Origin of the sequence: Fictibacillus nanhaiensis (assembly GCF_042686385.1) — a bacterium.
GTDB classification, from domain to species: domain Bacteria; phylum Bacillota; class Bacilli; order Bacillales; family Fictibacillaceae; genus Fictibacillus; species Fictibacillus nanhaiensis.
On sequence record NZ_JBHUPF010000006.1, the window covers coordinates 403,439 to 429,578 of the forward strand.

Genomic DNA, 26,140 nt, shown 5'->3' on the forward strand with positions numbered 1-26,140 from the left:
CACATTAGGGGTGGTCGAGAATGGGTTCAGTCAAAGTTTCAGAGCTAACAAAAGAGTTTTCAGGTGTTCATGCCTTAAAAAACGTAAACCTGGATATCCAAGAGGGCGAGTTCTTCGCTCTTCTTGGACCATCAGGTTGCGGCAAAACGACAACGATGCGCTGCATTGCAGGGTTTGAACAACCAACATCAGGAATTATTCAAATCGGAGAGACAAAAGTAAACCATATTCCTCCGAATAAAAGAAACTGTGGAATGGTCTTTCAGAGCTATGCGCTATTTCCACATATGAACGTGTTTGAAAACGTTGCATACAGCTTAAACATTAAACAACTCAACTCAAGCAATATGGCGGCTAAGCTTCCGATCTATTTACGGCTTCTTAACCGAAAATTAGGTAAGTATCCGAAGCCGATCGAACAAAAGGTAATGGAAATCCTCCAATACGTGGAACTTGATAAGCACGCGACTCGCCTCACAAGTGAACTGTCTGGCGGTCAGCAGCAGCGTGTGGCACTGGCTAGAGCACTTGTTATGGAACCGGCTGTTCTTTTAATGGATGAACCGTTGTCGAACCTTGATCAAAAGCTACGTCACTCGATGCGTAACACGATCCGCCGCATTCAACAGGATCTTGGGATCACAACCATTTTTGTTACACATGACCAGGAAGAAGCAATGAGTATGGCAGACAGAGTTGCGGTTATGGATAGCGGGGAAGTGAAGCAGATTGGTACGCCAATCGAGCTCTATAGCAGACCTTCCACACCGTTTATCGCAAATTTTGTCGGGACATCAAACGTCTTAAAGGGTACGGTTGTCGGTCAAGAAAATGGCTATTCGGTCGTAAAAGGCCATGGCTTTCTGATTAAGTCAACAAACCATGTCGAGCAAAAAGAAGTAAACGTGATCGTTCGTCCAGAAAATATTAAAGCGTTTAAACCTGGAACGATCAGTTCTGATGAGTTAACCAACATGATTGAAGGAACCGTTCTCGTTTCCACTTACCTTGGTTCCATCGTTCGGTACGACATAAAAGTAGAAGAATACCAACTAGTTGTGGATACAACGTTTGTTCCAGGCGAGGCAATCCTAACAGAAGGAGAGAAGGTGCAGCTAACCATCGATCCTGAGAGGGTGTTGTTAATATGAAGAACCGTCTCAGCTCTTTTAACGGACTCACCCTTGTAAAAGTGTTGATCTATCTTTTCTTTGGTGTTTTCTTGTTGCTTCCTCTTGTTTCTGTATTCTTAGTTAGTTTCACAGGTCAACCTATCAATCTGCTCGGTTCGATCACCAATTCAAACATCTTACAATCAACCATTGAAAAGTTCAGTTCAGCGTCATTTGATAACTACGAAAAGATTTTTACAAACAAAACGTATTTTTCAGCAGTTCAAAATAGCTTAGAGCTCGCCATTCTCGTCTCATTGATCGTCATCGTGATGTGTATACCGATCGCTTATGGTATAGCGCGTACGACGATGCCGTTCAAAAGGACCATCGCAGCACTATGTACGATACCTCTGATCGTTCCAACGTTTATTTCAGCTTATGCGATCATCATCATGTTTGGCCGCGCCGGCTGGGTGACGTATATCTACAATTCTCTTGGCGGGGAAGGGATGCTGCTCGATCCGTACTCGATGGCTGGAATTATACTCGTCCAAGTTTTCTTCTTTTTTCCGTACGCTCTTTGGCCGATGGTGGCAGCGTTTAAAGTGAGTGACATCTCGCTTGAGGAAGCGTCGCTGAACTTAGGTGCAAGAAATTGGTTCACGTTCATTTTTGTCACGTTTCCACTCGCGATTCCGGGTGTGATCTCAAGTGCACTCTTAATCTTTACCGTTTCGTTCTCAGATTTTGGGACGCCAATCATTCTTGCCCCTAAAGATCTGAACTTGCTTGTTGTTGAGGCATACCGTGAGATTGCAGGGTTTTTCAACTGGGGTGGGGCGGCGATTCTTACTGTCATCATGGTACTCGTCGCAGCGTTCTTCTTCTGGCTGCAGCACCTTTTTACAAAAGGAAAGAACTATGGATCTGTTTCAGGAAAACCGAAGCAACAGAAGCTAAATGATGCAAAAGGATTAACGCGCACGTTGTCTGTTTATTCTTTAGCGATTGTGATCATTCCCTTGCTTGCGATGTTATCGATCGTGCTCCAATCTCTTGCGACAACGTGGGGAAAGAATCCCCTTCCGAACGGTTACACGCTATCACACTATCAAACCATTTTTACAAGTTCGATGGGCAACATCCAGAACTCGATCGTCCTTGCGCTTGGCGCTTTAATCCTAAGTGTGATCATCGCGACATTCGTTTCGTATTTTGTTGTCAGACAGAACTCTTCTAAACTTGATTTTATGACGTCGATTCCACTCGTAGTTCCAGGTATCGCGTTTGGTATCGCACTCATCCAAACGTTTAACACAGCACCTCTTCACCTGACAGGAACGGCACTCTTATTGATTGTCGCTTATACGATCAGAAGACTTCCGTATATGGTTCGTTCGACGATGGGTACGATGCGTGCGATCAAGCAAGACATTGAAGAAGCAGCGGTTAACTTAGGGGCAACACCTTTAACAGCAGCGATTACAATCATAGGGCCATTGATGCTTCCAGGAATCGCCGCCGGATCCATTCTTGTTTTTATCACCGTTATTAAAGAAACGAGTATATCTATATTATTAGCGCCTGCAGACTGGGCACCGATGAGTCTAGCCATATTCCAGAACATTCTGCGCGGTGAATATTACACAGCAGCGGCGATGTCGGTCGTTCTTGTCATAATCGTATTAATTCTGCAAGCGATAGCAAACCGCATTTCAAAAAATCAACTATAAGATGGATGGTGGAGGAAGAACATTGACTAAAGGGTTTATTTTTGATTTGGATGGAACGGTTTATTTAGATGAAGTGATGATTGAGGGAGCGGCAGAGGCAATCGCCGCCCTCAAACAGCGGGGAGATAAGGTCGTATATTTAACGAACAAATCTATATCAACCCGCATGGATTATGTACAAAAACTTCGAAAGCTAGGTATTGAAGTAGAGTTGGATGAAGTGATTAACTCAAACTTCATTACTGCAAAATATTTAAAAGAAGCATTAGAGACTGGAGAAGCAGCACTTGTGATCGGTGAGCAGCCGCTCTTAGAAGAACTAGAAGACGAAGGCATCCCAATCACGTATGACGCAAAGCAAGCGAAATTCGTCGTACTCGGCTGGGATCGTCAGTTTAGCTATGAAAAAATCAATCTAGCTTTCCAAGCTTGGCTCAACAAAGCGACGATTATTGCGACGAATCCAGACCGAACCTGTCCCGTACTTGGTGGGGAGATTCCAGACTGTGGTGCCATGATCGGAGCTCTAGAAGGTGTGACCGGTCAGAGGATTGAGTCAATTACAGGAAAACCTTCCAAATGGATGGCTGAGTATGTCGTTTCGCAAGTTCTGAAACTAGATCCTTCTCAATGCTACATGGTCGGTGACCGGCTTGAGACCGATATCCGCATGGGAATTGAGAATGGATTGCAGTCTGTACTAGTGATGACAGGTGTGACAAATCAAGAAATGTTAACAAAATCTTTATACAAGCCGTCCTATGTTCTTGATAGTATTAAAGAGGTAGTAAATCTATAGATCGAATTTCCACATACGAGGGTCTCCTGACGACACAGCGAGCGCTCCAGCTTCAAGTGCTAACAGAATATCCTCTTTCTCTTGGATCAGTCCGCCAACAATGAGAGGAAGCTTGAGCTGGCGGGACAGCTGGTCAATCACTTTCGGCATCAATCCAGGCAACACTTCTACAGCATCTGGCTTACACGATTTGACCATCTCAATGCCTTTTTGTATGGCAGCACGATCGATTAAGAAGATTCGCTGAATCGTGATGAGTCCTTCTTCTTTCGCATATTTGATCATGTTGATTTTTGTAGTGATGATGCCGGTTGGTTTTAATACGTCCGCAATATATTTAACAGCACTTCTGGAATTGGACAAGCCCTCCATAAAGTCCAGATGAATGAAAATATACATACCTGCTTCACGAAGCTGATTAATATAATTTTCAACAGTTGAGATGTCCCCTGTTAAAAGAAAAGCGATGTTCGCTGAACTTTTAATCGCTTTATCAATATCTTTCTGATCTTTAATGGATGCGATAATCTGTGATTCTACCATATTAACAAGTTCCATATCCTTCCCACCCCGTATTCATTTTTTGAATATTTATACTATTTCTCTATGAAAAGTTTACCATATGTTAGAAGAAATGCACGGTACCGATGACTTATTTAAAGTTTTTAAAGGAGGTGAACTAGGTCTTTTTGCTCAGTGTTTCACAAACTATTATTTCAGGAGGGTGTTTAGTAACGTGAAAACTCATTCATTACGTCATTTAGTTGTAACGTCTGCCTTAGCACTAAGTCTTGTAGTTCCACAAGTAGCAAGTCCGGTAAAAGCGAATGACACGGTTATTGTAAACGAATCTTTTAATGGTATAAGTAACGGAGCGCTTCCGAATGGCTGGAAAGTGCTTGAAGGACAAGGAAAGGTGCAGGATGGGAAACTCGTATTGAGTTCACCGGCAACGAACAAACCTGCACGAGTGGTGGTTCCTCTTGCAGATGATAACAATGGAAACTACGTGTTTGAAGCGGACATGACTTTTGTATCAGCTGTAGAAAATACACGGTGGGCATCAATCATGTATCGTGTACAAAACGAGAACTATCCTTATTATCAGTTTGCAATAAGACGTGGTACGACCGCGCTTAATGGGATGGAGTTTGCAGAACGTACAGAGAAGAACGCATGGAATGTTACCGAAACCAACTTTTACAAAGAGGACTTCTCATATAACAAAAGTTATCATCTGAAAGTAATTGCTAGTAAAAATCGTGTGCAGCAGTTTGTGAATGGAGAACTTGTTGTCGATACTGCTGGAGCATCTAAATGGCAGAATGGTGATATTGGATTTCAAGCACAAGGTTCTACAGTACAATACGATAATGTTAAATTAACTTCATTTAGCGGTGAACTGCCACCGGTGCCGAGTTCAGGAGCCCTCCTCCCAGAAGAGGCACCAACAAACATGATTAACGCACCGACTTTAATTGAAGGACCTGGTGTTACTTCTTACAATGACCAGACCGCATCCGCCTTATTACAAGTGGAAAATAGAGATGGTAGTTTGTACAGTAACGGAAAACTGTTAAAAGACCAGTTAAATAAGCTTAAAGCGAAGAAGATTCCAGTTTTACATATTGAAGAGACTGGAATAGAAGAATCAGTAGTTGCAGCTTTAAACGAGACGTCCACAACCGATGTACAAATTGTTTCAAGCAACACAGAAATTATTAAAGCTATTAAAGAGATAAACCCAAAAATTCGCGGTGGACTTGTTTATGATAAAAGCGCACTAAACAAGCATGACTTGCAGCAGATCGTGGAAGACGTTCACGAGAGTGGTAGTAAGATGGTGATGATTCCGTTAAAGAATCTTACAGCGGATAACATCTATTACCTGCACAACCGGATGGTTTCGGTTTGGGGTGTTGGCGGTGACACGATGGCCGATACACACAAGATGTTACACCTTGGTGTGGATGGAATTGTAACGAACCAGCCTAGAAATGCGGTTACTGCGTTCAGCCAATATCCTGAAAGAACGATTATTCAGCGTCCGATTGTTGCTGCTCACCGCGGTGTTCCATCACTGGCACCAGAGAACACAATGGTTGGCTATCGCATGGCATACGATCTAGGTGCTGATCAGATTGAAACGGATGTGCAGATCACGAAGGATGGACATCTTGTCATTATGCACGATAACACAGTTGATCGAACGACGAACGGAACTGGAGCGGTTGATCAGTTAACGTTAGAGGAAATTCGTTCGCTCGATGCTGGAGTGAAGTATGATGAGAAGTTTGCAGGTGAAAAAGTACCGACGTTTAAAGAGTTTTTACAAGCATTTAAAGGCAAAGATGTCGTGCTTTTAGTTGAACTAAAAGACCATGGCATCGAGCAGCAAGTGATCGACGAGATTAAAAGTGAAGGCATGATGGATCAAGTTTCGATGCAGAGCTTTTATCTAGACAGCATGCAGCTGATGAATGAGATTGCGCCAGAGCTGCCGATTGGGTATCTTTTCTCTGCCTCTGTACCGGGAACATATGATGCAAAACTAAAGAACGCCAAGAAGATGGTTGACTATGGGACGAGCAATGATGTGACGCTGAATGCTAGCTATGGAACGGTATACGCAGAGTTCATCAAATACATGCGTCAGCGCGGACAGATGAGCATGCACTGGACGTTTAGAGCAGAGGCACCGTTTGTGGACAAGCTAAAGCAAGGTTTAATTGGGCCGATTACAGACTATACACAATGGTTAACTGCGTCACCGATTCAACTGGAAACTCCTTTAAAGAAGCTTAACCTGAATGTAGGAAAAGAACACACGGTAAATGCAAAAGCAAAGGTGAGTTATCGCGTGGATCAGCGCGAAAATATCGAGACTGAACTTTTCGTGGCTGATGATAACGATGTCGTGCGTGTTAATGGGAATACAGTTGAAGCTGTTGCGCCAGGTAAAGCACAAGTTTTCGTTAAACATACGTTTGAAATGTTAGGCGAAGAGTGGAATTTGGTCTCTGAGCCGATCGAAGTGACTGTGAAATAGAGTAAAAGTAAGGAGTTGGCCCTTTTATTATAAGGTGCTAGCTCTTTTTTATAGATTTTATATTGTAGGTGGAATTTAAGCACAACTGTGTGAAACACATGTAATCGTGAGAGAATGTGAAAATAAATATAAAAACATGTATCGGAAAAAAGATATTTCTAGATAGAATTCGCTTTTATAAGGGAGGCTCAGGTAATTTATTCACCTGAGCCGTAATACCTTACAAATGTACTTGTAACGGAAAATTTTTCATTCCCAAAGTCCATTTCATCTAGATTTATTTAAACAGTATTGATAAAAGCTACAGTTTATCAACCATTTACTACTTTACCACCATTAATATGAATCATCTGCCCAGATACATAAGAAGAATCTTCACTTGCTAGATACACATACGCTGGTGCGAGTTCTTCTGGCTGGCCAGGTCGGCCCATTGGTGTATCTTTACCGAACTGTTCTACTTTATCAGCCGTGAACGTAGAAGGGATAAGCGGTGTCCAGATCGGACCAGGCGCAACACCATTCACACGAATTCCTTTCTTAACAAGGTTATTCGACAACGAACGGGTAAATGACACAATAGCACCTTTCGTTGAAGCATAATCAATTAGTTCTGGATGACCTTGATATGCGGTAATCGAAGCTGTGTTAATAATCGTACTTCCTTGATTCAAATGTGGAAGGGCAGCTTTCGTTAAATGAAACATGCTGAAAATGTTTGTGCGGAATGTTTTCTCGAGTTGCTGAGCTGTAATGTCCTCAAAATTTTGTTGTGGATGCTGCTCGGCCGCATTGTTCACCAATACATCCAGTCCGCCGAACGATCCCACTACATCACGAACCGCTTGATCGCAAAACGATTCATCTCCAATGTCGCCTCGAATTAACAAGCACTTCACGCCTTCTTCTTCCACTTGCTTTTTTGTTTCTTCCGCATCTTGAGATTCTTCTAGATAAACAATCGCGACATTTGCTCCTTCTTTGGCATAAGCGATTGCTACTGCTTTACCAATTCCATTATCTCCACCAGTAATCAATGTTGATTTCCCTTTTAACTTTCCACTTCCTTTGTATGTAGGATTTTCTGATTGTGGTTTTGGAGTCATTTCAGATTCTACACCAGGTTGTTGGTTTTGATGCTGAGCGGGTTGTCCTGTTGGATGATTTTGATTAGACATTTTTGCAAGCACTCCTTTTAAATTTTATTCTACTAAAATTACCATTCCCAACTCACAACTGAATAAACATTCCCACTGTATTTTATACATTCTCTACGATTTTTTTTATAAGTAAAACAGTTGTTTCGTTATTTATAAAGAACTATCCCTTCATATCGTTAACAATGAAGGAGCTCAATCATATTGTGGGTTCGTGTACTAACTAACCTTAGACGCTTGTCGTAGATGTTAGGGTGGAGATGCCAAGTATGATTTTTCGAAGAATTGCATATGAATTGTAAAAAAGAAGTGAATATTCGATAAACAGGGAATGTAAAGGGTAGGGGGTACGATATAATAAGAAGAGCTAAGTGGAATTCGATAAAAAGGAGCTCACTATATGAAGGTTAAGAAGGCGATCATCCCTGCTGCAGGTTTGGGTACACGGTTCTTGCCAGCCACCAAAGCCATGCCGAAAGAAATGCTACCTATCGTGGACAAACCGACCATCCAATATATCGTTGAAGAAGCAGTACGCTCGGGTATAGAAGATATTATCATCGTAACGGGTAAGGGAAAAAGGGCGATTGAAGATCATTTTGACTATTCTTATGAGTTGGAACAAAACCTTTTTCAAAAAGGAAAACTGGGTCTTCTAGAAGAAGTACAGAAACCTTCTAAACTCGCAGATATTCATTATATTCGACAAAAAGAACCAAAGGGATTAGGTCATGCCATTTGGTGTGCACGAAAGTTCATCGGCAACGAACCGTTTGCGGTATTACTTGGTGATGATATTGTTCAATCGGATACGCCTTGTTTAGCACAGTTGATTCAGCAATATAACGTGCATAACTCATCCATTATTGGGGTTCAGCAAGTTCCAGAGAACCAAGTATCACGATATGGAATTGTTGATGGAAAACAATTAAACGATCGTTTATATGAAATTAGTCACCTTGTTGAAAAGCCGAAGCAACAAGAGTCACCTTCAAATGTTGCAATCATGGGCCGCTATATCCTTACGCCTCAAATATTTGACATATTGGAGAATCAACAACCTGGTACAGGAGGCGAGATTCAACTGACGGATGCGATCGCAACTCTCAATCAAAAAGAGAACGTATATGCGTATGATTTTGAAGGCACTCGATATGATGTTGGAGAAAAATTAGGTTTTATACAAACTACCCTTGATTTTGCTCTTCAACGAGATGATCTTAAATACGACTTATTAAATTACTTAACTGAAATCGTTCATGCCTCAAAAGCTGATGTACGTCCTAAATAAAAACAACCGTTTTACGCCTCTAGGGGCTGTAAAGCGGTTTTTTTATGTATAAAATGTTTAGTGCCGAAAAGAGGAGTGAGCATGCAGCGTATCAATCCAATCCTCGCTATAATTGGTTGGACGAATAATCCTACCACGGGCTCAGAAAGCTTCTCTCACTAGATTTCACAAAGCTGTTAATATAATTCAATTAAAAGTAACAAAACAAAAAAGCCTGCATATTTTGCAAGGCTTTTTACTATTTCCACTTTTTCATTCGGTCTTTTAAATAATCGCGAACTTCCTCAGCTTCAGCCCGATCTAGACTTTGGAAATCGCCATCATGTTTTACGATGAAAAAGCTGTCTTGTGGTTTTTTCTTTCCATATGTAAGTTCGTATCCGCTATCCACATTACAGACCATCTTAAAGGGTGAGCGATAGAATGGCTGCATATCGAGTGGACCATTTACAATGTTTTCAAATACTTTTAGATCATTATCAATTGAAATTATGGACGGACGCTTAGAGGGCTCAACCATAAGTACAGAAATGGTAGACAATGAAGTACCTCCTTTAGTAAATCATACTTTAATCATGGTATCATAAGCCTACAAAATTGGTAAGGGGTGTAAAATGGTGAGTTTTGTCGAAATGTTCCAAAAATACTTATTTTAGTAAGAAAGTATTAGAGTGGCATCCGCCTTATATTTAATCATGATTTAGCTATATGAAATACAATTCCATAAAAATATATGAAAGAACCAACTCTTTGCAAGAATTGGTTCTAAAGGCCTATTATTCTAAGTTTTCTTTCAATAGTGTTTGAATGCGCGCGCGCTCAGTATCATTGACAATGCCGTAATAAACGCCGTCGATCTTCTTTCCAGAGCTCTTAATCTCTGTTGACTCAATTTGATTTCTAGCATTTTTATAATTTTTCTGGATATTTTTCATCTCGTCAAAAGTCATGTTTGTTTTTACATTGTCTCCCAAAATAGAGAGAATGTTATCAAACTTTGTGATAGAAGTGACTCGTGCACCTTTATCAATAATGGATGTGATCACTTGTCGTTGGCGGTCATTACGGCCTAAGTCACCTTTAGGGTCTTCATATCTCATACGAGAATAAGACAATGCTTCTTTTCCGTTTAATTCTTGTACGCCAACTGGAAAGGAGTTTCCTTCGTATTCAAAAGCCCGCGGATTATTTACTTCTACTCCCCCAACCGCGTCTACAATATCACGGAAAGATTCCATATTTACTTTTACATAATAATCAATAGGAGAATCTAAGAATTTCTCAACGGTGTCTAATGCCATCTGTGTTCCACCGAAAGCATAAGCGTGGTTAATCTTATCTTCATAACCTCTACCGATTATCTCTGTTCGCGTATCACGTGGAATGCTAAACATAAACATTTTTTCTGTGTTTGGATTAACAGAAGCCACAATCATCGTGTCAGAACGTCCACTGTCACCTTTTCGTTCATCTACGCCTAATAGAAGGATAGATATAGGCTTAAGATCTTTACCTTGTATAACAGGTTTAGGGTTATCCATCTCAACTTTTTCTTGCATATCATTTACAGCATTTTTCGCGGAATCGTATAAATAGTAGCCATATCCACCTAAGCCTAAAGCGGTAATCCCGACTATTATCCCAATAATTAGCAATATTCTTTTCATCTTCTTCGCTACTTTCCTGTTAGATTCTATCTCTTATGAAGTATATCATGCGATAACTTACTTTGAATATTCTAATTTAACTATCAATTTTACTACAGTGACATTATGTTAGTATATTGTTAAAATAAGACCATTTTTTTCAAATTTTCATAAAAAAATACATATCTATACCGATATATGTGCTATAATACATCGAATTATTAAACTATAAATTTACATTTGGAGGTATATATGGAAGAAACCATTTCGTTAAAAGAAATTGCCGAAACCCTTAAGAAACGGCTTTCTTTAATCATCATTATTACTGCGGTTGCAGTAGCTTTAAGTGGAGTAATATCTTACTTTTTTTTAACTCCAATCTATCAGGCTTCAACACAGATCCTCGTAAATCAGAAAACTAGCGAACAACCTATATTAGACGCCAATCAGATTAAATCCAACATAGATATCATTAACACATATCGTGTCATTATCAAAAGTCCTACCATTCTTGATAAAGTCATACAAGAATTAAACTTAAATACAACAACGGAAGCACTAACAAATAAGATTACCGTTAATAGTGAACAAAACGCTCAAGTCTTTAATCTTATGGTTGAGGACGAAGATCCTGCGAAAGCGGTAAAGATAGCAAACGGTATAGCAAAGACATTTAGTACGGAGATCACTGAGATCATGAACGTGGATAACGTGAAGATTCTTTCTCCTTCTGTATTAAAAGATGATCCGTCCCCGATTAAACCAAAACCTTTATTAAATATTGCGATTGCATTAGTCGTTGGATTAATGGCCGGAGTTGGAATAGCGTTTCTCCTCGAGTATTTAGATAACACCATTAAAACTGAGGAAGACATTCAAAAAGTTCTGCAATTACCTGTACTGGGTGTCATTCCTAAAATTACGGTAGATGATGAAAAAGCACCGCTTTCTAAAAAAGCTTCAGCAAGAAATAGAATGGGGAGTGAAACCATTGGCTCGTAAACTACGAAAAACAATACAAGACTTAACACAAAGAAGTTTAATTAGTCATATAAACCCTAAGTCACCCATTTCAGAGCAATATCGTACGATTCGAACAAACATACAGTTTGCTTCTGTCGACAAAGAATTTAAAACACTGATGGTAACATCAGCCGGACCTGGAGAAGGAAAGTCTACAACAGCTGCTAACTTAGCCGTCGTTCTTGCACAACAAGGAAAACGTGTTCTATTGATAGATGGAGATCTTCGTAAACCGACTGTTCACTATACATTTAAAGTAAGTAATATCTATGGGGTAACAAATGTACTCGCGAGGCAAAAAAGCTTACATGAAACGGCCGTTATGACGAAAGTTCCGGATCTTGATGTATTACCAAGTGGTCCAGTTCCGCCAAATCCTTCTGAACTGCTTGCTTCTAAGTCTATGAATCAATTAATTGAAGAGGCGAGCGCGCTATATGATTATGTATTATTCGACACCCCGCCAGTGTTAGCTGTAACGGATGGACAAGTCTTATCGAATAAAGTGGATGGAGTTCTTCTTGTGATTTCAAGTGGGAAGACAGAAATTGAAGGAGCGGTTAAAGCGAAGGAAATGCTTGAACATGCACAAGCAAGATTGCTTGGAACAGTATTAAACGGAAAAGAGTTCAAAAAAGATAACTATTATTACTATTACGGCACAAAATAAATTAGTTTTTATAATTACCAAATATATACACAATTCGACAAAAAAACCCTATTGTAATATTTGGTAGCTATGTTAATATAGCGATAGGTTTCCAGAATTAAGCCGATAGAACTAGTAAGAAAGACTGCTAGTTCTATAGTCACGATAAAGGTGGAACTCATTTGATTGACATACATAGTCACATATTGCCGGGAATTGACGACGGGGCTCAAACGTTAGAAGAATCACTTGCAATGGCGAATGCTGCAGTAAAAGAAGGGATTACCCATCTGTATGCAACACCACATCATCGGAATGGAAGATACGAGAATGATAGGTGTTCGATTCTTCATGAAGTTGATATTTTAAATGGTGAATTAACAACGAGAAATATACCGCTTCAGATCATCGCCGGACAAGAGATTCGTATGAATAAAGAAATGATTTCGGATCTTGACCGTGGAATACTTATACCATTACATCAGAAGTTAAAATATTTACTTGTTGAACTTCCTTCGAGCAGTGTCCCATCATATGCCGCAGAAATACTTTTTGAACTAAGTCTCAGAAACTACCAACCCATTATTGTTCATCCAGAGCGTAATAGTGAAATGATAGAAAACCCAGATCTGTTATACGATTTAGTCGTCACCGGGGCACTAACTCAAGTTACAGCAAGTTCAGTTGTGGGGAACTTCGGAAAAAAGATTTCGCAATTTTCGAACGATTTAATTAAAGCAAATATGGTACATTTCATCGCGTCAGATGCGCACAATATAAATAGTCGGGGTTTTCATCTAAGCCGAGCTTATGAAATGATTCAAAAACAGCATGGGACAGACACCAGATATTATCTGCAAGAAAACGCAGAGCATGTGCTAAGAGGTGAAAGTATTTATGTACCGCAACCTTTGCATATACGAAAAAAGAAATTCCTAGGTATTTTTTAATCTGAAGGGGGACAACCACAAACAATGAAAAAAGTTAAAAAGGCCATCATACCGGCAGCAGGATTAGGGACCCGATTTCTGCCGGCAACAAAAGCCATGCCAAAAGAAATGCTGCCGATTGTAGATAAGCCAACGATTCAATACATCGTTGAAGAAGCCGTTGCATCGGGCATTGAAGACATCATCATTGTAACAGGTAAAGGGAAACGAGCGATCGAGGATCATTTTGACCATGCTTTCGAACTCGAACAGAACCTGTTTGAAAAGGGTAAATTAGAGCTGCTTGAGAAGGTCAAGCACACTTCAAATTTAGTCGATATCCATTATATTCGTCAGAAAGAACCAAAAGGTTTGGGTCATGCTGTAAATTGCGCAAAAAAATTTATTGGAGATGAGCCGTTCGCTGTACTACTAGGGGATGACATCGTCCAAGCAGACAAGCCATGTCTTAAACAATTAATTGAACGCTATGAAGAAACAACAGCATCTATCATCGGTGTACAGCAAGTACCTGAAGACCAGACACATCGCTATGGAATCATCGATCCGATAAGTTCTTTTAATAATCTGTACGGTGTAAAGAACTTTGTTGAGAAGCCAGTAAAAGGAACAGCTCCCTCTAACTTAGCGATTATGGGCCGTTATATCTTAACACCTGAGATCTTCACTTATTTAGAAGAGCAGGAAACGGGTGCTGGTGGAGAAATTCAGCTGACAGATGCAATCCAGAAGTTAAACAAATACCAAAGAGTGTTTGCTTATGACTTTGAGGGGCAGCGATATGATGTTGGTGAAAAACTTGGATTTATTACAACAACGCTTGAATTTGCTCTTAAGGATCAAGAGATAAGTAAGCAACTTGTACCAGAGTTAGAACGACTATTGGAGCAAATGAAGGTAAGTGGCTAACTACTTGAGTTAAAGAAATCAGAACATTGGTTAATAAAAATTTAATACCTAAGAAAAATATCTATTTTTCTTAGGTTTTTCTATGAACATTAAATAACAATGAAAAGAAGGGATTGTATTGAGCTATCAAAAGCGAGTGTCGATGTTGATTCTACTAGATTCGTTAATTGTGTTAACGGCTATTTATGTAGGGTATTACACGCTCCACCCTTATTTCAATATCTATACCTTTAATATGCTCGTCATTAGCTCTGTTACCTTGTTAGCCAGTCATCATCTATTTGCTTTTCGATATCGATTGTATCAAAAAGCTTGGGAATATGCGAGTGTAGGGGAAATGCTAGGAATCATGAGAGCTGTAACGCTATCTATAATAGTAGCTGCTGTTGTTCAGTTTTTCATAAACGGAAACGTGTATGTACGAGTACTCGGTATAACTTGGATGCTACATATCATTCTTATTGGTGGCTCTCGTTTCTCCTGGAGGATCTATAGAGATCTATTTTTCAACACAAATACAGATAAGAAACGGGCTTTAATCATAGGAGCTGGATCAGCAGGATCTATGTTAGTTCGTCAGTTAATAAAAAGTCGGGATACGGAACTGATGCCTGTTGGATTTGTAGATGACGATCCGAAAAAAAGGAATCTACAAATCTATGGAGTAACGGTATTCGGAAAAACAATAGACATACCAGAACTAGTAGAAAAACTTAATATCGAAAACATCATCATTGCTATTCCATCACTCAGCAAAAAAGAGATTCAAAAAATCTATCAAGAGTGTAGCAAAACAAATGCAAAAACACAAATTATGCCAATGATTGAAGACCTGGTATCAGGAAAAGTGTCGGTGAACCAATTCCGTGAAGTACAAGTTGAAGATCTCTTAGGTAGAGAGCCTGTTCAACTTGATATGGAGAGTATCTCTAAGAAGATCACAGGAAAAACCATACTCGTTACAGGTGCAGGCGGTTCAATTGGATCAGAAATCTGTCGACAAGTAAGCAAGTTCAAACCAAAAAAGCTTCTATTATTAGGACATGGTGAAAACTCCATCTATCAAATTGACATGGAATTACGAAACAGACACGGTAAAGATTTTGAAATTATTCCTATTATAGCTGATGTACAAGACCGTGACCGAATGTTTGAAGTAATGAGTGTCCATGCACCAGATGTGATTTATCATGCAGCAGCTCATAAGCATGTTCCGTTAATGGAGTATAACCCGAAAGAAGCGGTTAAGAACAATGTAATCGGAACAAAAAATGTGGCTGAAGCTGCAGATATGTTCGGAATAAAGACGTTTGTGCTTGTTTCAACGGATAAAGCCGTTAACCCTACGAATGTAATGGGATCAACAAAACGAATAGCAGAAATGGTTATTCAGCAATTAGATAAGACGAGCGAGACTAATTATGTAGCTGTCCGATTCGGAAATGTGTTAGGAAGCCGCGGATCCGTTATTCCATTGTTTAAAAAACAAATTGAATCCGGTGGACCTGTTACGGTTACTCATCCTGACATGACTCGCTACTTCATGACGATTCCAGAAGCTTCACGATTGGTTATGCAAGCGGGTGCGTTGGCTCGTGGTGGAGAAATCTTTGTGTTGGATATGGGAGAACCGGTTAAGATTGTAGATTTGGCTAAGAACCTTATTCATCTTTCGGGTTATACCACTGATGAGATTGGGATTAAGTTTGCGGGAATAAGACCTGGCGAGAAGATGTATGAAGAGCTTCTAGGTGAGAATGAGGTTCATAAGAAAGAGGTTTTTCCTAAGATTTTTATTGGGAAGACTGTAGAGTTTAATTATGAGAGGGTAGCTAATCTTATTGAGAATCATCAGTCGTTTGATGGTGGTTATTTGTCGGAGTATGTATTGGGATTGGCTAATAAGAAAGAGCGGCAGTTAGTAAAGAATGTTAATTAAAAATTTAAGAGGGTCTCTTTTTGTAAGGGGCCCGCTTGTATGTTTGTAAGTGGAGGAAGTGAATAACGGTAATTAGTTTTTAATTTTTATGGATTGAGGTTAAAAAAAAGTGATAAAAAAGGGCTATATAATAGGAAGAAACACGATTTGAAGTGCTCGGAAATAATTTGCATTGTAGTTCTGCATAATTAATGAAACAAATATTTAGTGGGTCAGTAGTTGATTGGAAAGAGAGTTTAATGGATTCCAGTTAAGTCCTAACAAACTAAATTAACAAAACTTTAATTAAGCGAGGAAAAATAAAATGATTAATACCGATTTAAGAAATATTCCATTCTCTCCACCAGATATTCAAGAAGAGGAAATTGAAGAAGTTATAAAAGCAATGAAGTCGGGTTGGATTACAACTGGACCAAGAACTAAAGAGCTTGAAAAAAGATTAGCTAATTACGTGGGTACAAACAAAGCTGTTTGCTTGAATTCAGCAACAGCAGCCATGGAGCTTACTCTTCGGATTTTAGGTATTGGTCCAGGCGATGAAGTCATTACTTCAGCATATACCTATACTGCATCTGCCTCAGTTATCGAGCATGTTGGTGCGAAAATAGTATTAGTTGACACGGCACCAGGTTCTTTTGAAATGGATTACTCTAAATTAGCAGATGCAATAACTGAAAAGACTAAAGTGATAATACCAGTAGATATCGCAGGAAAGATGTGTGACTACGATACTATGTTTGAAATACTAGAAAGTAAGAAAGTACTTTTCAAGCCGAATAATGAACTCCAGTCGTTATTTAATAGAGTAATTGTTATGACGGATGCTGCCCATGCTTTTGGAGCAGAGAGAAAAGGAATGAATTGTGGGCAAGTTGCTGATTTTACTTGCTTTTCTTTCCATGCTGTAAAGAATTTTACAACGGCTGAAGGTGGAGCGGTTGTCTGGCGAAATGATGGTGGGTTAGATGATGAGTGGCTCTATAAGCAATTTATGCTATATAGCCTACATGGTCAATCTAAAGATGCACTTGCTAAATCAAAAAAAGGTGCATGGGAATATGATATTGTCTTTCCAGCCTATAAGTGCAATATGACAGATATTATGGCCAGTATTGGTTTAGTACAGTTAGATAGATATGAAGCTTTGCTAGAAAGACGTAGAGAGATTATTGAAATGTATGATAGAGAACTTCGACCATTAGGTATTCATAGCTTGCAGCATTACGGTAAAGGTTTTACTTCTTCAGGTCATCTTTATTTAGTTAGATTACCTAAAATTAATGAGGAAGATAGAAATAGAGTTATTATTAAAATGGCTGAGGCTGGAGTTGCTTGTAACGTCCACTACAAGCCTCTGCCTATGTTTACGGCTTATAAGAACTTAGGATTTGATATTAAGGATTATCCTAATGCTTATAAGCAATATGTAAATGAAATTACGCTTCCTTTGCACACTTTGTTGAGTAATGAAGATGTAGAGTATGTGATCGGAAATTTAGAAAAAGTTTTAAATGAAGTTTAAGGTGGGTTAAGATGTATAAAAACTTTTTTAAAAGAGTATTTGATTTAAACTTAGCTTTAATAGCTCTACCATTTTGGTTTATTATTCTAGTGATTATAGGGCAAATTATTTACTTTCAAGATAAAGGACCCATCTTTTATAATGCTCCCCGTCTTGGTAAGAATGGAAAAGTATTTAAAATGTATAAGTTTCGTTCTATGAAAATGAATGCTCCTGATCTTAGGAATGAAGATGGGTCAACTTTTAATGCAGAAGATGACCCAAGATTAACTAAGATCGGGAAGTTTATCCGTAAAACAAGCTTAGATGAAACACCACAGCTGTTAAATATTATTAAGGGTGATATGAGTATTATTGGACCAAGGCCTGATTTACCAGAACACCGTGAACTATATGAGGGTAACGAGGAAAGAAAGTTAGAAATTAGACCCGGGGTTACAGGATACAATCAAGCTTACTTTCGAAATACTGTACCCTGGAAAGAAAGAATCCAAAATGATATTTATTATATTGATCATTTTTCTTGTTGTCTCGATATTAAAATTTTTTTTAAAACAGTTATTTCTGTTTTGAAACGAGAAGATGTTTATGTTGTGCAGTCTTCTGGTAATAAAATTATTTTAAGTTCTGAGTCAAATAAAAACTCTAATGGCGAAATGTAGAAAGGCATGGTTGGATGAAATATGTACTTTTTATTGGAAGTAGAGTAGGATTTGAAGCACTTAACTTATTAGTAATTGAAAATTGTGATATACATCATGTTTTTATTGAAAAGGAACATGAACATGAGTATGAGAAGTATTATCAAAGGTCAATTGAGAAATGCAAGGGATTAAGTATAAATTATAGCGTCAATTCCATACAAAGTGAAATTATAGATAACTTAACTCAAAGCCTAAACGATGGTCATTCAATAAATTATATTATGAGCTTTGGATATAGAAGAATAATCCCAGGAAGTGTTGTGAAGATGGCAAATATTGCTGCATTCGGTACCCATTTTTCTCCATTACCGAGGTACAGAGGATTTGCTCCATTAAATTGGGTTTTAATAAATGGTGAGACTGAGACAGCGGTAAATATCTTTTATCTAGATAAGGAAGTTGACAATGGTGATATTGTCGATAAAGAGAATGTTCCAATCAGCTATGATGACGATATTAATACTTTGTTTGAAAAGTGCATAGTAACTTTCCGAAAAGTGATGAGAAGGATAATACCTAAGTTAGAAAAAGGTAAATTTGATGCTCTTATTCAAGACAATGAGAAAGCAACATATACATGTGCTAGAAATCCTGAAGATGGGTTAATTAAGTGGGAATGGAATTCAACTAAAATTTATAATCTTACTAGGGCTTTAACATATCCTTTTCCAGGAGCATTTTCATTTATAGATGGAAGGAAAATATTTATATGGTCATGTGAGGAGTATGAAACTCCAAAATATGAAGGGCGTATAGCAGGCAAAGTAGTTAAAGTAGTTAAAGAAATTGGTGTAGTTGTCTTATGTGGTGAGGGAGCAGTTTTAATAAAGGACGTACAATTGGAAAATGGGGAAAGGCAAACTGCTGATAATCTTATCAAGAGTATTAGGGTGACCTTAGGATAACCTAATCCTACTTGGAGGAAAATAATGAAAAAAATACTTATCGTTTCAACTGTAAGTAGACAATTTTATTTGTTTGAGCAAGGTAATATAGAAGTTCTTAATTCACTAGGATATGAAGTTCATACTGCGGCTAATTTTAGTGATGCAAATGAAAGATTGGATGTATTAAATATTAAGAGGCATCATTTTGATATTGAAAGAAATCCATTTACGCTAAAAAACATAAAGGCATATAAGCAACTAAAAGGATTAATGAAATCTGAGAATTTTGATGCTGTACATTGCCATTCGCCTATGGGAGGAGTACTGGCTAGATTAGCAGCTGAATCCATAGGAATCTCACCAGTAATATATACTGCCCATGGATTTCATTTTTATAAAGGTGCTCCAATCATTAACTGGCTATTGTACTACCCTATTGAAAAAGTCTTATCACGATACACAGATGTATTAATAACAATTAATAAAGAAGATTACAAGAGTGCACAGAGGTTTAAAGCAAAGAATGTAATATACATTCCAGGAATAGGGATTGAATCTAATCGTTATAGTAATATATTTGTTGATAAGAAAAATAAACTTAAAGAGTTAGGAATAACCTCAGATGCTTATGTAATCCTTTCAGTGGGAGAACTTAATGAAAATAAAAATCACGAAGTTATTATCAAGGCATTAAGTAATATTAGATATAAAAATTTTATCTATTTAATTTGTGGTCAGGGTGACAGAGCGGATTATTTAATGAATTTAGCGAATTCCCTAGGGATTTCAAATAAAGTTAAATTACTAGGTTTTAGAAATGATGTTATTGATTTATATAAGGTAGCAGATATTTTTGCGTTCCCCTCATATAGAGAAGGACTTTCTGTCTCATTAATGGAAGCTATGTCAGCTGGATTACCAGTAGTATGTTCTTCAGTTAGAGGAAATACCGATTTAATCCAAGACGGCCAAGGAGGTTTTCTGAATAAACCAACAGATATTGAAGGTTTTGGAAATAGCTTAGACAAGTTAATAAACAATACTGAAATGCGTATTTTAATGGGAGAGAAAAATCTCCAAGAAATAGAAAAGTACGATAGTAATGTTGTAAAAGAGAAAATGAAAATGGTTTATGAAAATAAGAGAATTATGTGAGGAAATAAAGTGAAGAATATCTTTCTATTAATGAAGTACTATTTAGATCCGCAAACAAAGCCTTTTCCGAAATTTGATTATCAAATAAGTGCCTTGAGATCAATGGGATATAACGTTTATTTTTTAGGAATTGATGGTAATAAAATTTTATTATGCCATGAAGGAAAACAGGAAGTGATTTATAAAATGAACTTCTCTCAAATTCCTATTATTTCAACAATTCTTACTTACGATATTCTCTATAAAGCAACTAATAAGGTATTTCAAAAATATAATTTTGACCTTGCCTATATACGTTATATGCCAATGTCTTTTTCATATTCAAAGGCATTAGAGACAATAAAAGGAACCAATTGTAAAATAGTGATAGAAATTCCAACTTATCCTATTCATAAGGAATTAGAAACTGAAAAAAGAATTTTTAGAAAGTGGTATTTTAAAAAGTCTAATAATTTTTTTATTGAAAATTCCAGTAAGGTGGATTTGTTTGCAGTAATTGGTGATAATACAACATCTTTTGCGAAAAGACCAGCAATTAATATTGAAAATGGTATTGTACTTAAAAATATCCCATTAAGAAGGCCAAATAAAAGTTTTGAGGAAATTCATATTTTAGCACTTGCAAATATGGCCTGGTGGCATGGTTATGATAGATTAATTAAAGGTTTAAAGCAGTATAAAGATAATGGTGGCAAGAAAAAGGTAGTTTTACATTTTGTTGGCCCTGACGGTGATGGTTCATTGCAGAAATGGAGAAAATTGTCAAAAGAATATAAACTTGAAGAAAATGTGATCTTTGATGGGCCGAAATATGGTGAAGACTTAAATTGGTATTTTAATAATTGTCATGTAGCTATAGGTTCTATAGGTATGCATCGAAAAACATTTAGTTCGACCTCGGAACTTAAGGTAAGGGAGTACATGGCTAGAGGTCTTCCGTTTGTTTTGTCAGTAAATGATCAATCTATTGATGAATATTTGGGTTTTTATCTTAAAATCCCTAATAATGATACACCTGTTGATATTGAATTAATTATTAAATTTGTTTTTAATATAGAAAAAAAATACAATTTACATCGAAAAATGCGTGAATTTGCAAGTGAAAAAATGACATGGGAAAAACAATTCGAAAAGATATTCTTGCATTTAAAAAGTATAGAAAACACTAATCAAATATAAACTTTAGATATTCTATCTACTTAAAAAGGCTCTAACAAAATCAAAATCATGAAATCCTAAATATTGTGGTGAAACTCTAGATATGAAGAAAATACTGTTGTTATTTACAGATTCTTATCCTTTAAGTAAAAGCGGAGAGGCATTTTTGGAACCTGAAATACCATTTGCTATATCAAACTTTGATGAAATATATATATTTCCTTCTTCAAGAGGGAAAAAGAATATAGAAAAAAGATATATCTCTGGGTCTAATGTTGTTATAAATCAGGTGAAAAGAGAAAAAATATTTGTAGAACTAATAAAAAATATTAGCTATTTATTAGAACATAAAGGTTTTTGGCAAGATGTGAGGATGTTTATAAATAGAGGTTTGTTTTTCAAAATTAGCGCTTGGAGTAAGCTTATATATACAATATTGACTGAAGCAGCAATTGTAAGACATTTCAAAAAGCATACATTCAATTTTGATGGAGATACATTAATTTATATATATAGTTACTGGCTTTTTGGTACTTCAGGTGGAGCCATTGCTATAAAGAATGTGCTAAATAATAAAAAAAAGGTAGTCTTTTCACGAGGTCATGGTACAGATATAGTAGGATATAATTCACTTGACGGTTACTCCCCATTAAAAAAGTATTATATAGATGAATTAGATTATATTTACCCTATTTCAAATAAAGGAAAAGAAATATTAATAAGTCAGTATAAAAAATATAATACGGATACGGAAATAAAAAAAATAAGTAAAAAAATAACACCTTTTTACTTAGGAATTGAAGATATAGGAGAAATTAATAATTTTAGTAAAGGTGAGATTTTTACCATTATATCATGCTCTTCTGTAATACCTGTAAAGAGATTGCACCTTATAATTGAAGCATTGTCTCTAATAAAAACAATTAATATTAAGTGGATTCATCTAGGAGCTGGTTATCTTTTAGAAGATATGAAGAATCAATCTCAAGAAATTCTAGGTGATAATATACATTATGAATTTAAAGGAGCAATGTCAAGAAATGAGGTAATTGATTTTTATAAAAAAAATAATGTTCATTTGTTTATTAATGTATCGTCGAGTGAAGGGATACCAGTTTCTATAATGGAAGCATATACTTTTGGAATCCCTGCGATAGCAACGAATGTCGGTGGTACATCTGAAATCTGTCAGGATGGCAAAAATGGATTTTTACTTCGAAAAAACTTTAATATATCTGAATTGAGTAATTTAATATTAGAAGTTATTAGTTTAATAGAAAATAATTATGAAAAATATTTAGAATTAAGAGATTCTGCAAAGGAAAAAATGATCACCGATTTTTCGTTAAGAAATCACAGAAAATTTTATGAAAATATTCTAAAGAAAATATAAGGTGTTTCAAATGACAACTATTTACCTGGATAAAAATAGTTATTTTAAAAATTTAGATAATATAGGGAAGACTAGGTATTGTAAAAAAATTGGGTTTTCAACTTTACTATTTGGTATTTATACTACCTTAATACCACTTGATCAGGTAATGAATTTTAATGGTAGTGGAACAATCAATCGATATCTTGGAATTATGGTAATGATATCAATATTATTTGGTCTATTAATAAACAAAAAGAAATTTGTTTTAAAACGTGAATATATACCTGTTTTATTACTAGTTTTTGTTGGGTTATCCTCCTATTTTTGGTCAATAAATCAAAGCACAACACTAACTACAATTATAAGGTTTTTATCGCTGGTATCTTTTTATATTGTATGTACTAATAGGCTTTATACTAATATAGAGAAGGCATTTATAAAATTTTGCATAGTACTTGGTGGAGTTATCGTAGCTATATATTTAATAAATACGAGTGATACATTTAACAATCGGGTTTTTATTGTAACAAATAGTGGAGAAGCTGCGGATCCTAATAGTATTTCCTCGACGTTAGCTATTTGTATGATAGTATTGCTGGATTATTTACTCCGTACAAAAAAAAGAAAAATTATCCTTTTAGTGATAATTTCTATGTTAATAGTTTTATATGCAATGTTATTAACGGGATCCAGAGGTGGTATGATCGGGTTAATAATAGGAAGTTTAATATATTTGATACTAACTTTTCGGATTGTAGAAATATCAAAAAAGAGAGTGTTTATAGTCTGTTCTATTATATTTATATCTCTTTTTACTGTACTTGGATCAGGATTGTTAACAAAGCATATTAATGTAGAAGTAATAGAAAGAATGACATTAGCAAGTGCAGTAGAGACCGGCGGTACAGGACGTTTTAGCATTTGGCAAAACGCATTAATTCAAATTTATGAGAAACTATTTATTGGTTATGGTTTTGGTACGGGTCCGAATGTATTGGAACATTATTATGGGACTTATATTGGTATGCATAATGATAGTATTTCAATATTAATAGGAACTGGAGTTATTGGTTTTTTTCTTTTTTTACTATTTATAATAAAAAATATTAGAAAATGCTTTGTGAAAAAGGATGTTTTAACACTAACGTTGTTAATAATGGTGTTAATATCTGGTTTAACCTTAGATTATATTTTACACAAAAATTTTTGGAATGTAATGATTTATTCACAAATAGGATTAGGACTCGTTTCCTCGATACCAAACAGATCTGTGTAATATATTTTAATACCAGTACATTTTCTCAAAGATAACTGTCCAGTTATATAGAAGGGACAATTAATAAATTATTGTTTGGAGGTATTTAATAATGACATGGACGTTATCAATTAAAAATATTAATGAATCAAAATATATTGCCAGTGAAGATAATTCAAGTTTAAATTTTGAAGTGTTTACAAATTTTTCGCCAAGATTTATTAACGATAAAGTTTATTTAGACACGGACGAATATACAGCAGTATTGGATGGAGTGGTTTTAAACTCAAAAGATTTAATGCAAGAATATAAAAGTAGTACACTTTCAGAATATTTGATTGCTGCTTACCAAAAAAATGGTCAGTCGTTTATAAATGATCTACGAGGTTCATATAATGGATGCTTTTTTGATAAGAAAAAAAATATCTGGTTTATTTTTGTAAACCATTTTGGGGATCGGCCTTTATTTTACTATAAAAATAGAGATGAGTTGATTATATCTTCCGATTTTAAAGAGGTTTTAGATTGCTCAAGGCGTGTGGATGGAAAATATAAGTATAATGAAATGGCTGCTTATTCTATTTTAACTTACGGATTTATGATTGATGATTCAACACACATTGAAGGAATAAAACGTTTATTACCGGGAAGATATATTCAAATCAACAAAGGGAACTTTAATGTTGAGAAGTATTTTGAATTAAGTAATAAAGAGATACAAAGTATAAGTTTTACTGATGCTATCGAAGAATTAGATATTAAATTTCGAAAAGCAGTCAAGCGAATATTTGATAAAGATTTAGAATATGGTTATCAGTCTCATCTAGCAGATATGAGTGGTGGACTAGACGCTCGAATGGTTTCCTGGGTAGCGCATGAGATGGGTTATAGTAATATAACAAATATATGTTATTCACAGTCTCAAGCAAAAGAGTGGCGGGCTGCCTTAAATGTTTCGAATGCATTGGGAAATGACTTTATTTATATGCCACTTGATAAGTGTAACTTTATTTACGATATTGAAAAATTGGTTTCTTTAAACTATGGCTTGTCGTTTTATGCAGGTATAACTGGAGGTGAAAGGTTATTATCATATTTACATAATAATACTTTTGGACTTGAAATGACAGGACAATTAGGGGATGTAATAGTAGGTAGTTATACAACAGGAAAACCAAAGCATAGTCCCCCAAATTTTAAAGATAATAAGTATTCTAATTACTTAAATTATGAATTTAATAAGGAAATTTTTGATGAATATGATAATCATGAAATGTTTACTCTTTACAATAGAGGTTTTTTAGGCATTTTAAGTTCACATTTAATAAGGAATAAATATATAGACGCAGTATCACCTTTTCTTGATATAGATTTACTTATGTTCTGCTTGAGTTTGCCACTTGAATATCGTGTTAATCATAAATTATATCATGCATGGATTGTTCGTAAATATCCGATATGTGCAGAAATCCCAACATCAAATTACGAAGGACCTGTTAAGGAAAATATGGAATGGATTAATATGAGAAGAAAGTTAAAAAAAGGATCCATATTTTATTCGCGTAATATATTAAAAAAACTAGGTTTGAATGTAAAAGAGAGCCCTGCAACTATGAACCCTATGGATTATTGGTATAAAAATGATATAAAGGTAAGAGAATTCATTAATAATTATTTTGAAGAAAATAAGAAACGTATACTTCCAGCGTCGAAGTTATCTGTGGATATGGATAACCTATTTTACAATGGAAATACAATAGAAAAATTATTGATATTAACAGTTTTAGCCTCATATAAATTATTTGAAATAAATGGTGAATAATG

22 protein-coding genes are annotated in these 26,140 nt (G+C 36.2%); 18 read left to right on the forward strand and 4 right to left on the reverse strand.

What is annotated here, in order from left to right; genetic code table 11:
- Positions 1 to 20: 20 nt before the first annotated feature.
- Genes ACFS5O_RS05785 through ACFS5O_RS05795 form a run of 3 tightly spaced genes read left to right on the forward strand, consistent with a single transcriptional unit; the run spans position 21 to position 3,647 of the window.
- The gene (locus ACFS5O_RS05785) at positions 21 to 1,151 is read left to right on the forward strand and encodes an ABC transporter ATP-binding protein (RefSeq protein WP_205725051.1); all 1,131 of its coding nucleotides are present in this window, start codon (positions 21 to 23) and stop codon (positions 1,149 to 1,151) included.
- On the forward strand, positions 1,148 to 2,848 hold the full coding sequence (locus ACFS5O_RS05790) for an ABC transporter permease (RefSeq protein WP_205725052.1): 1,701 nt from the start codon (positions 1,148 to 1,150) through the stop codon (positions 2,846 to 2,848). Before ACFS5O_RS05785 ends, ACFS5O_RS05790 begins: the two co-directional genes overlap by 4 nt.
- A gap of 22 nt (positions 2,849 to 2,870) precedes the next feature.
- Positions 2,871 to 3,647 (forward strand): HAD-IIA family hydrolase, encoded by a 777-nt coding sequence (locus ACFS5O_RS05795; RefSeq protein ID WP_205725053.1) that lies wholly within the window; start codon positions 2,871 to 2,873, stop codon positions 3,645 to 3,647.
- Here the strand turns inward: ACFS5O_RS05795 and ACFS5O_RS05800 are convergent.
- Positions 3,642 to 4,205, reverse strand: coding sequence for a glycerol-3-phosphate responsive antiterminator (locus tag ACFS5O_RS05800; RefSeq protein WP_205725054.1), 564 nt, complete (start codon positions 4,203 to 4,205; stop codon positions 3,642 to 3,644). The genes ACFS5O_RS05795 and ACFS5O_RS05800 overlap by 6 nt on opposite strands.
- A gap of 178 nt (positions 4,206 to 4,383) precedes the next feature.
- Between ACFS5O_RS05800 and ACFS5O_RS05805 the strand changes: the two genes are divergently transcribed.
- On the forward strand, positions 4,384 to 6,696 hold the full coding sequence (locus ACFS5O_RS05805) for a glycerophosphodiester phosphodiesterase family protein (RefSeq protein ID WP_205725055.1): 2,313 nt from the start codon (positions 4,384 to 4,386) through the stop codon (positions 6,694 to 6,696).
- A 311-nt stretch (positions 6,697 to 7,007) separates the two neighbouring features.
- Here the strand turns inward: ACFS5O_RS05805 and ACFS5O_RS05810 are convergent, their stop codons facing one another.
- Positions 7,008 to 7,874 (reverse strand): SDR family oxidoreductase, encoded by an 867-nt coding sequence (locus ACFS5O_RS05810; RefSeq protein WP_205725056.1) that lies wholly within the window; start codon positions 7,872 to 7,874, stop codon positions 7,008 to 7,010.
- Between the two features lie 379 nt (positions 7,875 to 8,253).
- Here ACFS5O_RS05810 and galU (ACFS5O_RS05815) point away from each other — a divergent pair, with 379 nt between their 5' ends.
- Positions 8,254 to 9,144 (forward strand): UTP--glucose-1-phosphate uridylyltransferase GalU, encoded by an 891-nt coding sequence (galU, locus tag ACFS5O_RS05815; protein ID WP_205725057.1) that lies wholly within the window; start codon positions 8,254 to 8,256, stop codon positions 9,142 to 9,144.
- Positions 9,145 to 9,382: 238 nt separating this feature from the next.
- Here the strand turns inward: galU (ACFS5O_RS05815) and ACFS5O_RS05820 are convergent, their stop codons facing one another.
- Positions 9,383 to 9,685, reverse strand: a complete 303-nt coding sequence (locus ACFS5O_RS05820) for a DUF3846 domain-containing protein (RefSeq protein ID WP_205725058.1) — start codon at positions 9,683 to 9,685, stop codon at positions 9,383 to 9,385.
- 235 nt (positions 9,686 to 9,920) lie between these two features.
- Entirely contained in the window at positions 9,921 to 10,811 is an 891-nt protein-coding gene (locus tag ACFS5O_RS05825) for an LCP family glycopolymer transferase (RefSeq protein ID WP_318300112.1), read from the reverse strand.
- A 231-nt stretch (positions 10,812 to 11,042) separates the two neighbouring features.
- Between ACFS5O_RS05825 and ACFS5O_RS05830 the strand changes: the two genes are divergently transcribed.
- The 13 genes from ACFS5O_RS05830 (at position 11,043) to ACFS5O_RS05890 (ending at position 26,138) form a co-directional block, all read left to right on the forward strand.
- Complete coding sequence (locus ACFS5O_RS05830) at positions 11,043 to 11,792, forward strand: YveK family protein (protein WP_205725059.1); 750 nt, start codon at positions 11,043 to 11,045, stop codon at positions 11,790 to 11,792.
- On the forward strand, positions 11,782 to 12,483 hold the full coding sequence (locus ACFS5O_RS05835; RefSeq protein WP_318300113.1) for a CpsD/CapB family tyrosine-protein kinase: 702 nt from the start codon (positions 11,782 to 11,784) through the stop codon (positions 12,481 to 12,483). The genes ACFS5O_RS05830 and ACFS5O_RS05835 overlap by 11 nt, the downstream gene beginning before the upstream one ends.
- Positions 12,484 to 12,644: 161 nt before the next feature.
- Positions 12,645 to 13,412, forward strand: coding sequence for a tyrosine-protein phosphatase (locus tag ACFS5O_RS05840; RefSeq protein ID WP_205725060.1), 768 nt, complete (start codon positions 12,645 to 12,647; stop codon positions 13,410 to 13,412).
- Between the two features lie 24 nt (positions 13,413 to 13,436).
- Entirely contained in the window at positions 13,437 to 14,321 is an 885-nt protein-coding gene (gene galU, locus ACFS5O_RS05845) for a UTP--glucose-1-phosphate uridylyltransferase GalU (RefSeq protein ID WP_205725061.1), read from the forward strand.
- A gap of 118 nt (positions 14,322 to 14,439) precedes the next feature.
- Positions 14,440 to 16,260 (forward strand): polysaccharide biosynthesis protein, encoded by a 1,821-nt coding sequence (locus tag ACFS5O_RS05850; protein ID WP_318300114.1) that lies wholly within the window; start codon positions 14,440 to 14,442, stop codon positions 16,258 to 16,260.
- Between the two features lie 304 nt (positions 16,261 to 16,564).
- Entirely contained in the window at positions 16,565 to 17,782 is a 1,218-nt protein-coding gene (locus ACFS5O_RS05855) for a DegT/DnrJ/EryC1/StrS family aminotransferase (RefSeq protein WP_205725062.1), read from the forward strand.
- Between the two features lie 11 nt (positions 17,783 to 17,793).
- The gene (locus tag ACFS5O_RS05860; RefSeq protein ID WP_205725063.1) at positions 17,794 to 18,444 is read left to right on the forward strand and encodes a sugar transferase; all 651 of its coding nucleotides are present in this window, start codon (positions 17,794 to 17,796) and stop codon (positions 18,442 to 18,444) included.
- 14 nt (positions 18,445 to 18,458) lie between these two features.
- On the forward strand, positions 18,459 to 19,391 hold the full coding sequence (locus ACFS5O_RS05865; protein ID WP_205725064.1) for a methionyl-tRNA formyltransferase: 933 nt from the start codon (positions 18,459 to 18,461) through the stop codon (positions 19,389 to 19,391).
- 24 nt (positions 19,392 to 19,415) lie between these two features.
- Positions 19,416 to 20,528, forward strand: coding sequence for a glycosyltransferase family 4 protein (locus ACFS5O_RS05870; protein ID WP_205725065.1), 1,113 nt, complete (start codon positions 19,416 to 19,418; stop codon positions 20,526 to 20,528).
- A gap of 9 nt (positions 20,529 to 20,537) precedes the next feature.
- Positions 20,538 to 21,707 (forward strand): glycosyltransferase, encoded by a 1,170-nt coding sequence (locus ACFS5O_RS05875; RefSeq protein ID WP_205725066.1) that lies wholly within the window; start codon positions 20,538 to 20,540, stop codon positions 21,705 to 21,707.
- A gap of 82 nt (positions 21,708 to 21,789) precedes the next feature.
- Entirely contained in the window at positions 21,790 to 23,079 is a 1,290-nt protein-coding gene (locus tag ACFS5O_RS05880; protein ID WP_205725067.1) for a glycosyltransferase, read from the forward strand.
- 10 nt (positions 23,080 to 23,089) lie between these two features.
- Positions 23,090 to 24,337: an O-antigen ligase family protein gene (locus ACFS5O_RS05885; protein WP_205725068.1), complete on the forward strand. Its 1,248-nt coding sequence runs from the start codon at positions 23,090 to 23,092 to the stop codon at positions 24,335 to 24,337.
- A 91-nt stretch (positions 24,338 to 24,428) separates the two neighbouring features.
- Complete coding sequence (locus ACFS5O_RS05890; protein WP_205725069.1) at positions 24,429 to 26,138, forward strand: asparagine synthetase B family protein; 1,710 nt, start codon at positions 24,429 to 24,431, stop codon at positions 26,136 to 26,138.
- Positions 26,139 to 26,140 lie beyond the last annotated feature (2 nt).

Coding starts and splice junctions, on each gene's coding strand:
- ACFS5O_RS05785 (WP_205725051.1), top strand. CDS start 21: ATGGGTTCAGTCAAAGTTTCAGAGCTAACAAAAGAGTTTTCAGGTGTT.
- ACFS5O_RS05790 (WP_205725052.1), top strand. CDS start 1,148: ATGAAGAACCGTCTCAGCTCTTTTAACGGACTCACCCTTGTAAAAGTG.
- ACFS5O_RS05800 (WP_205725054.1), bottom strand. CDS start 4,205: ATGGAACTTGTTAATATGGTAGAATCACAGATTATCGCATCCATTAAA.
- ACFS5O_RS05810 (WP_205725056.1), bottom strand. CDS start 7,874: ATGTCTAATCAAAATCATCCAACAGGACAACCCGCTCAGCATCAAAAC.
- galU (WP_205725057.1), top strand. CDS start 8,254: ATGAAGGTTAAGAAGGCGATCATCCCTGCTGCAGGTTTGGGTACACGG.
- ACFS5O_RS05825 (WP_318300112.1), bottom strand. CDS start 10,811: ATGAAAAGAATATTGCTAATTATTGGGATAATAGTCGGGATTACCGCT.
- ACFS5O_RS05830 (WP_205725059.1), top strand. CDS start 11,043: ATGGAAGAAACCATTTCGTTAAAAGAAATTGCCGAAACCCTTAAGAAA.
- galU (WP_205725061.1), top strand. CDS start 13,437: ATGAAAAAAGTTAAAAAGGCCATCATACCGGCAGCAGGATTAGGGACC.
- ACFS5O_RS05855 (WP_205725062.1), top strand. CDS start 16,565: ATGATTAATACCGATTTAAGAAATATTCCATTCTCTCCACCAGATATT.
- ACFS5O_RS05860 (WP_205725063.1), top strand. CDS start 17,794: ATGTATAAAAACTTTTTTAAAAGAGTATTTGATTTAAACTTAGCTTTA.
- ACFS5O_RS05865 (WP_205725064.1), top strand. CDS start 18,459: ATGAAATATGTACTTTTTATTGGAAGTAGAGTAGGATTTGAAGCACTT.
- ACFS5O_RS05870 (WP_205725065.1), top strand. CDS start 19,416: ATGAAAAAAATACTTATCGTTTCAACTGTAAGTAGACAATTTTATTTG.
- ACFS5O_RS05880 (WP_205725067.1), top strand. CDS start 21,790: ATGAAGAAAATACTGTTGTTATTTACAGATTCTTATCCTTTAAGTAAA.
- ACFS5O_RS05885 (WP_205725068.1), top strand. CDS start 23,090: ATGACAACTATTTACCTGGATAAAAATAGTTATTTTAAAAATTTAGAT.
- ACFS5O_RS05890 (WP_205725069.1), top strand. CDS start 24,429: ATGACATGGACGTTATCAATTAAAAATATTAATGAATCAAAATATATT.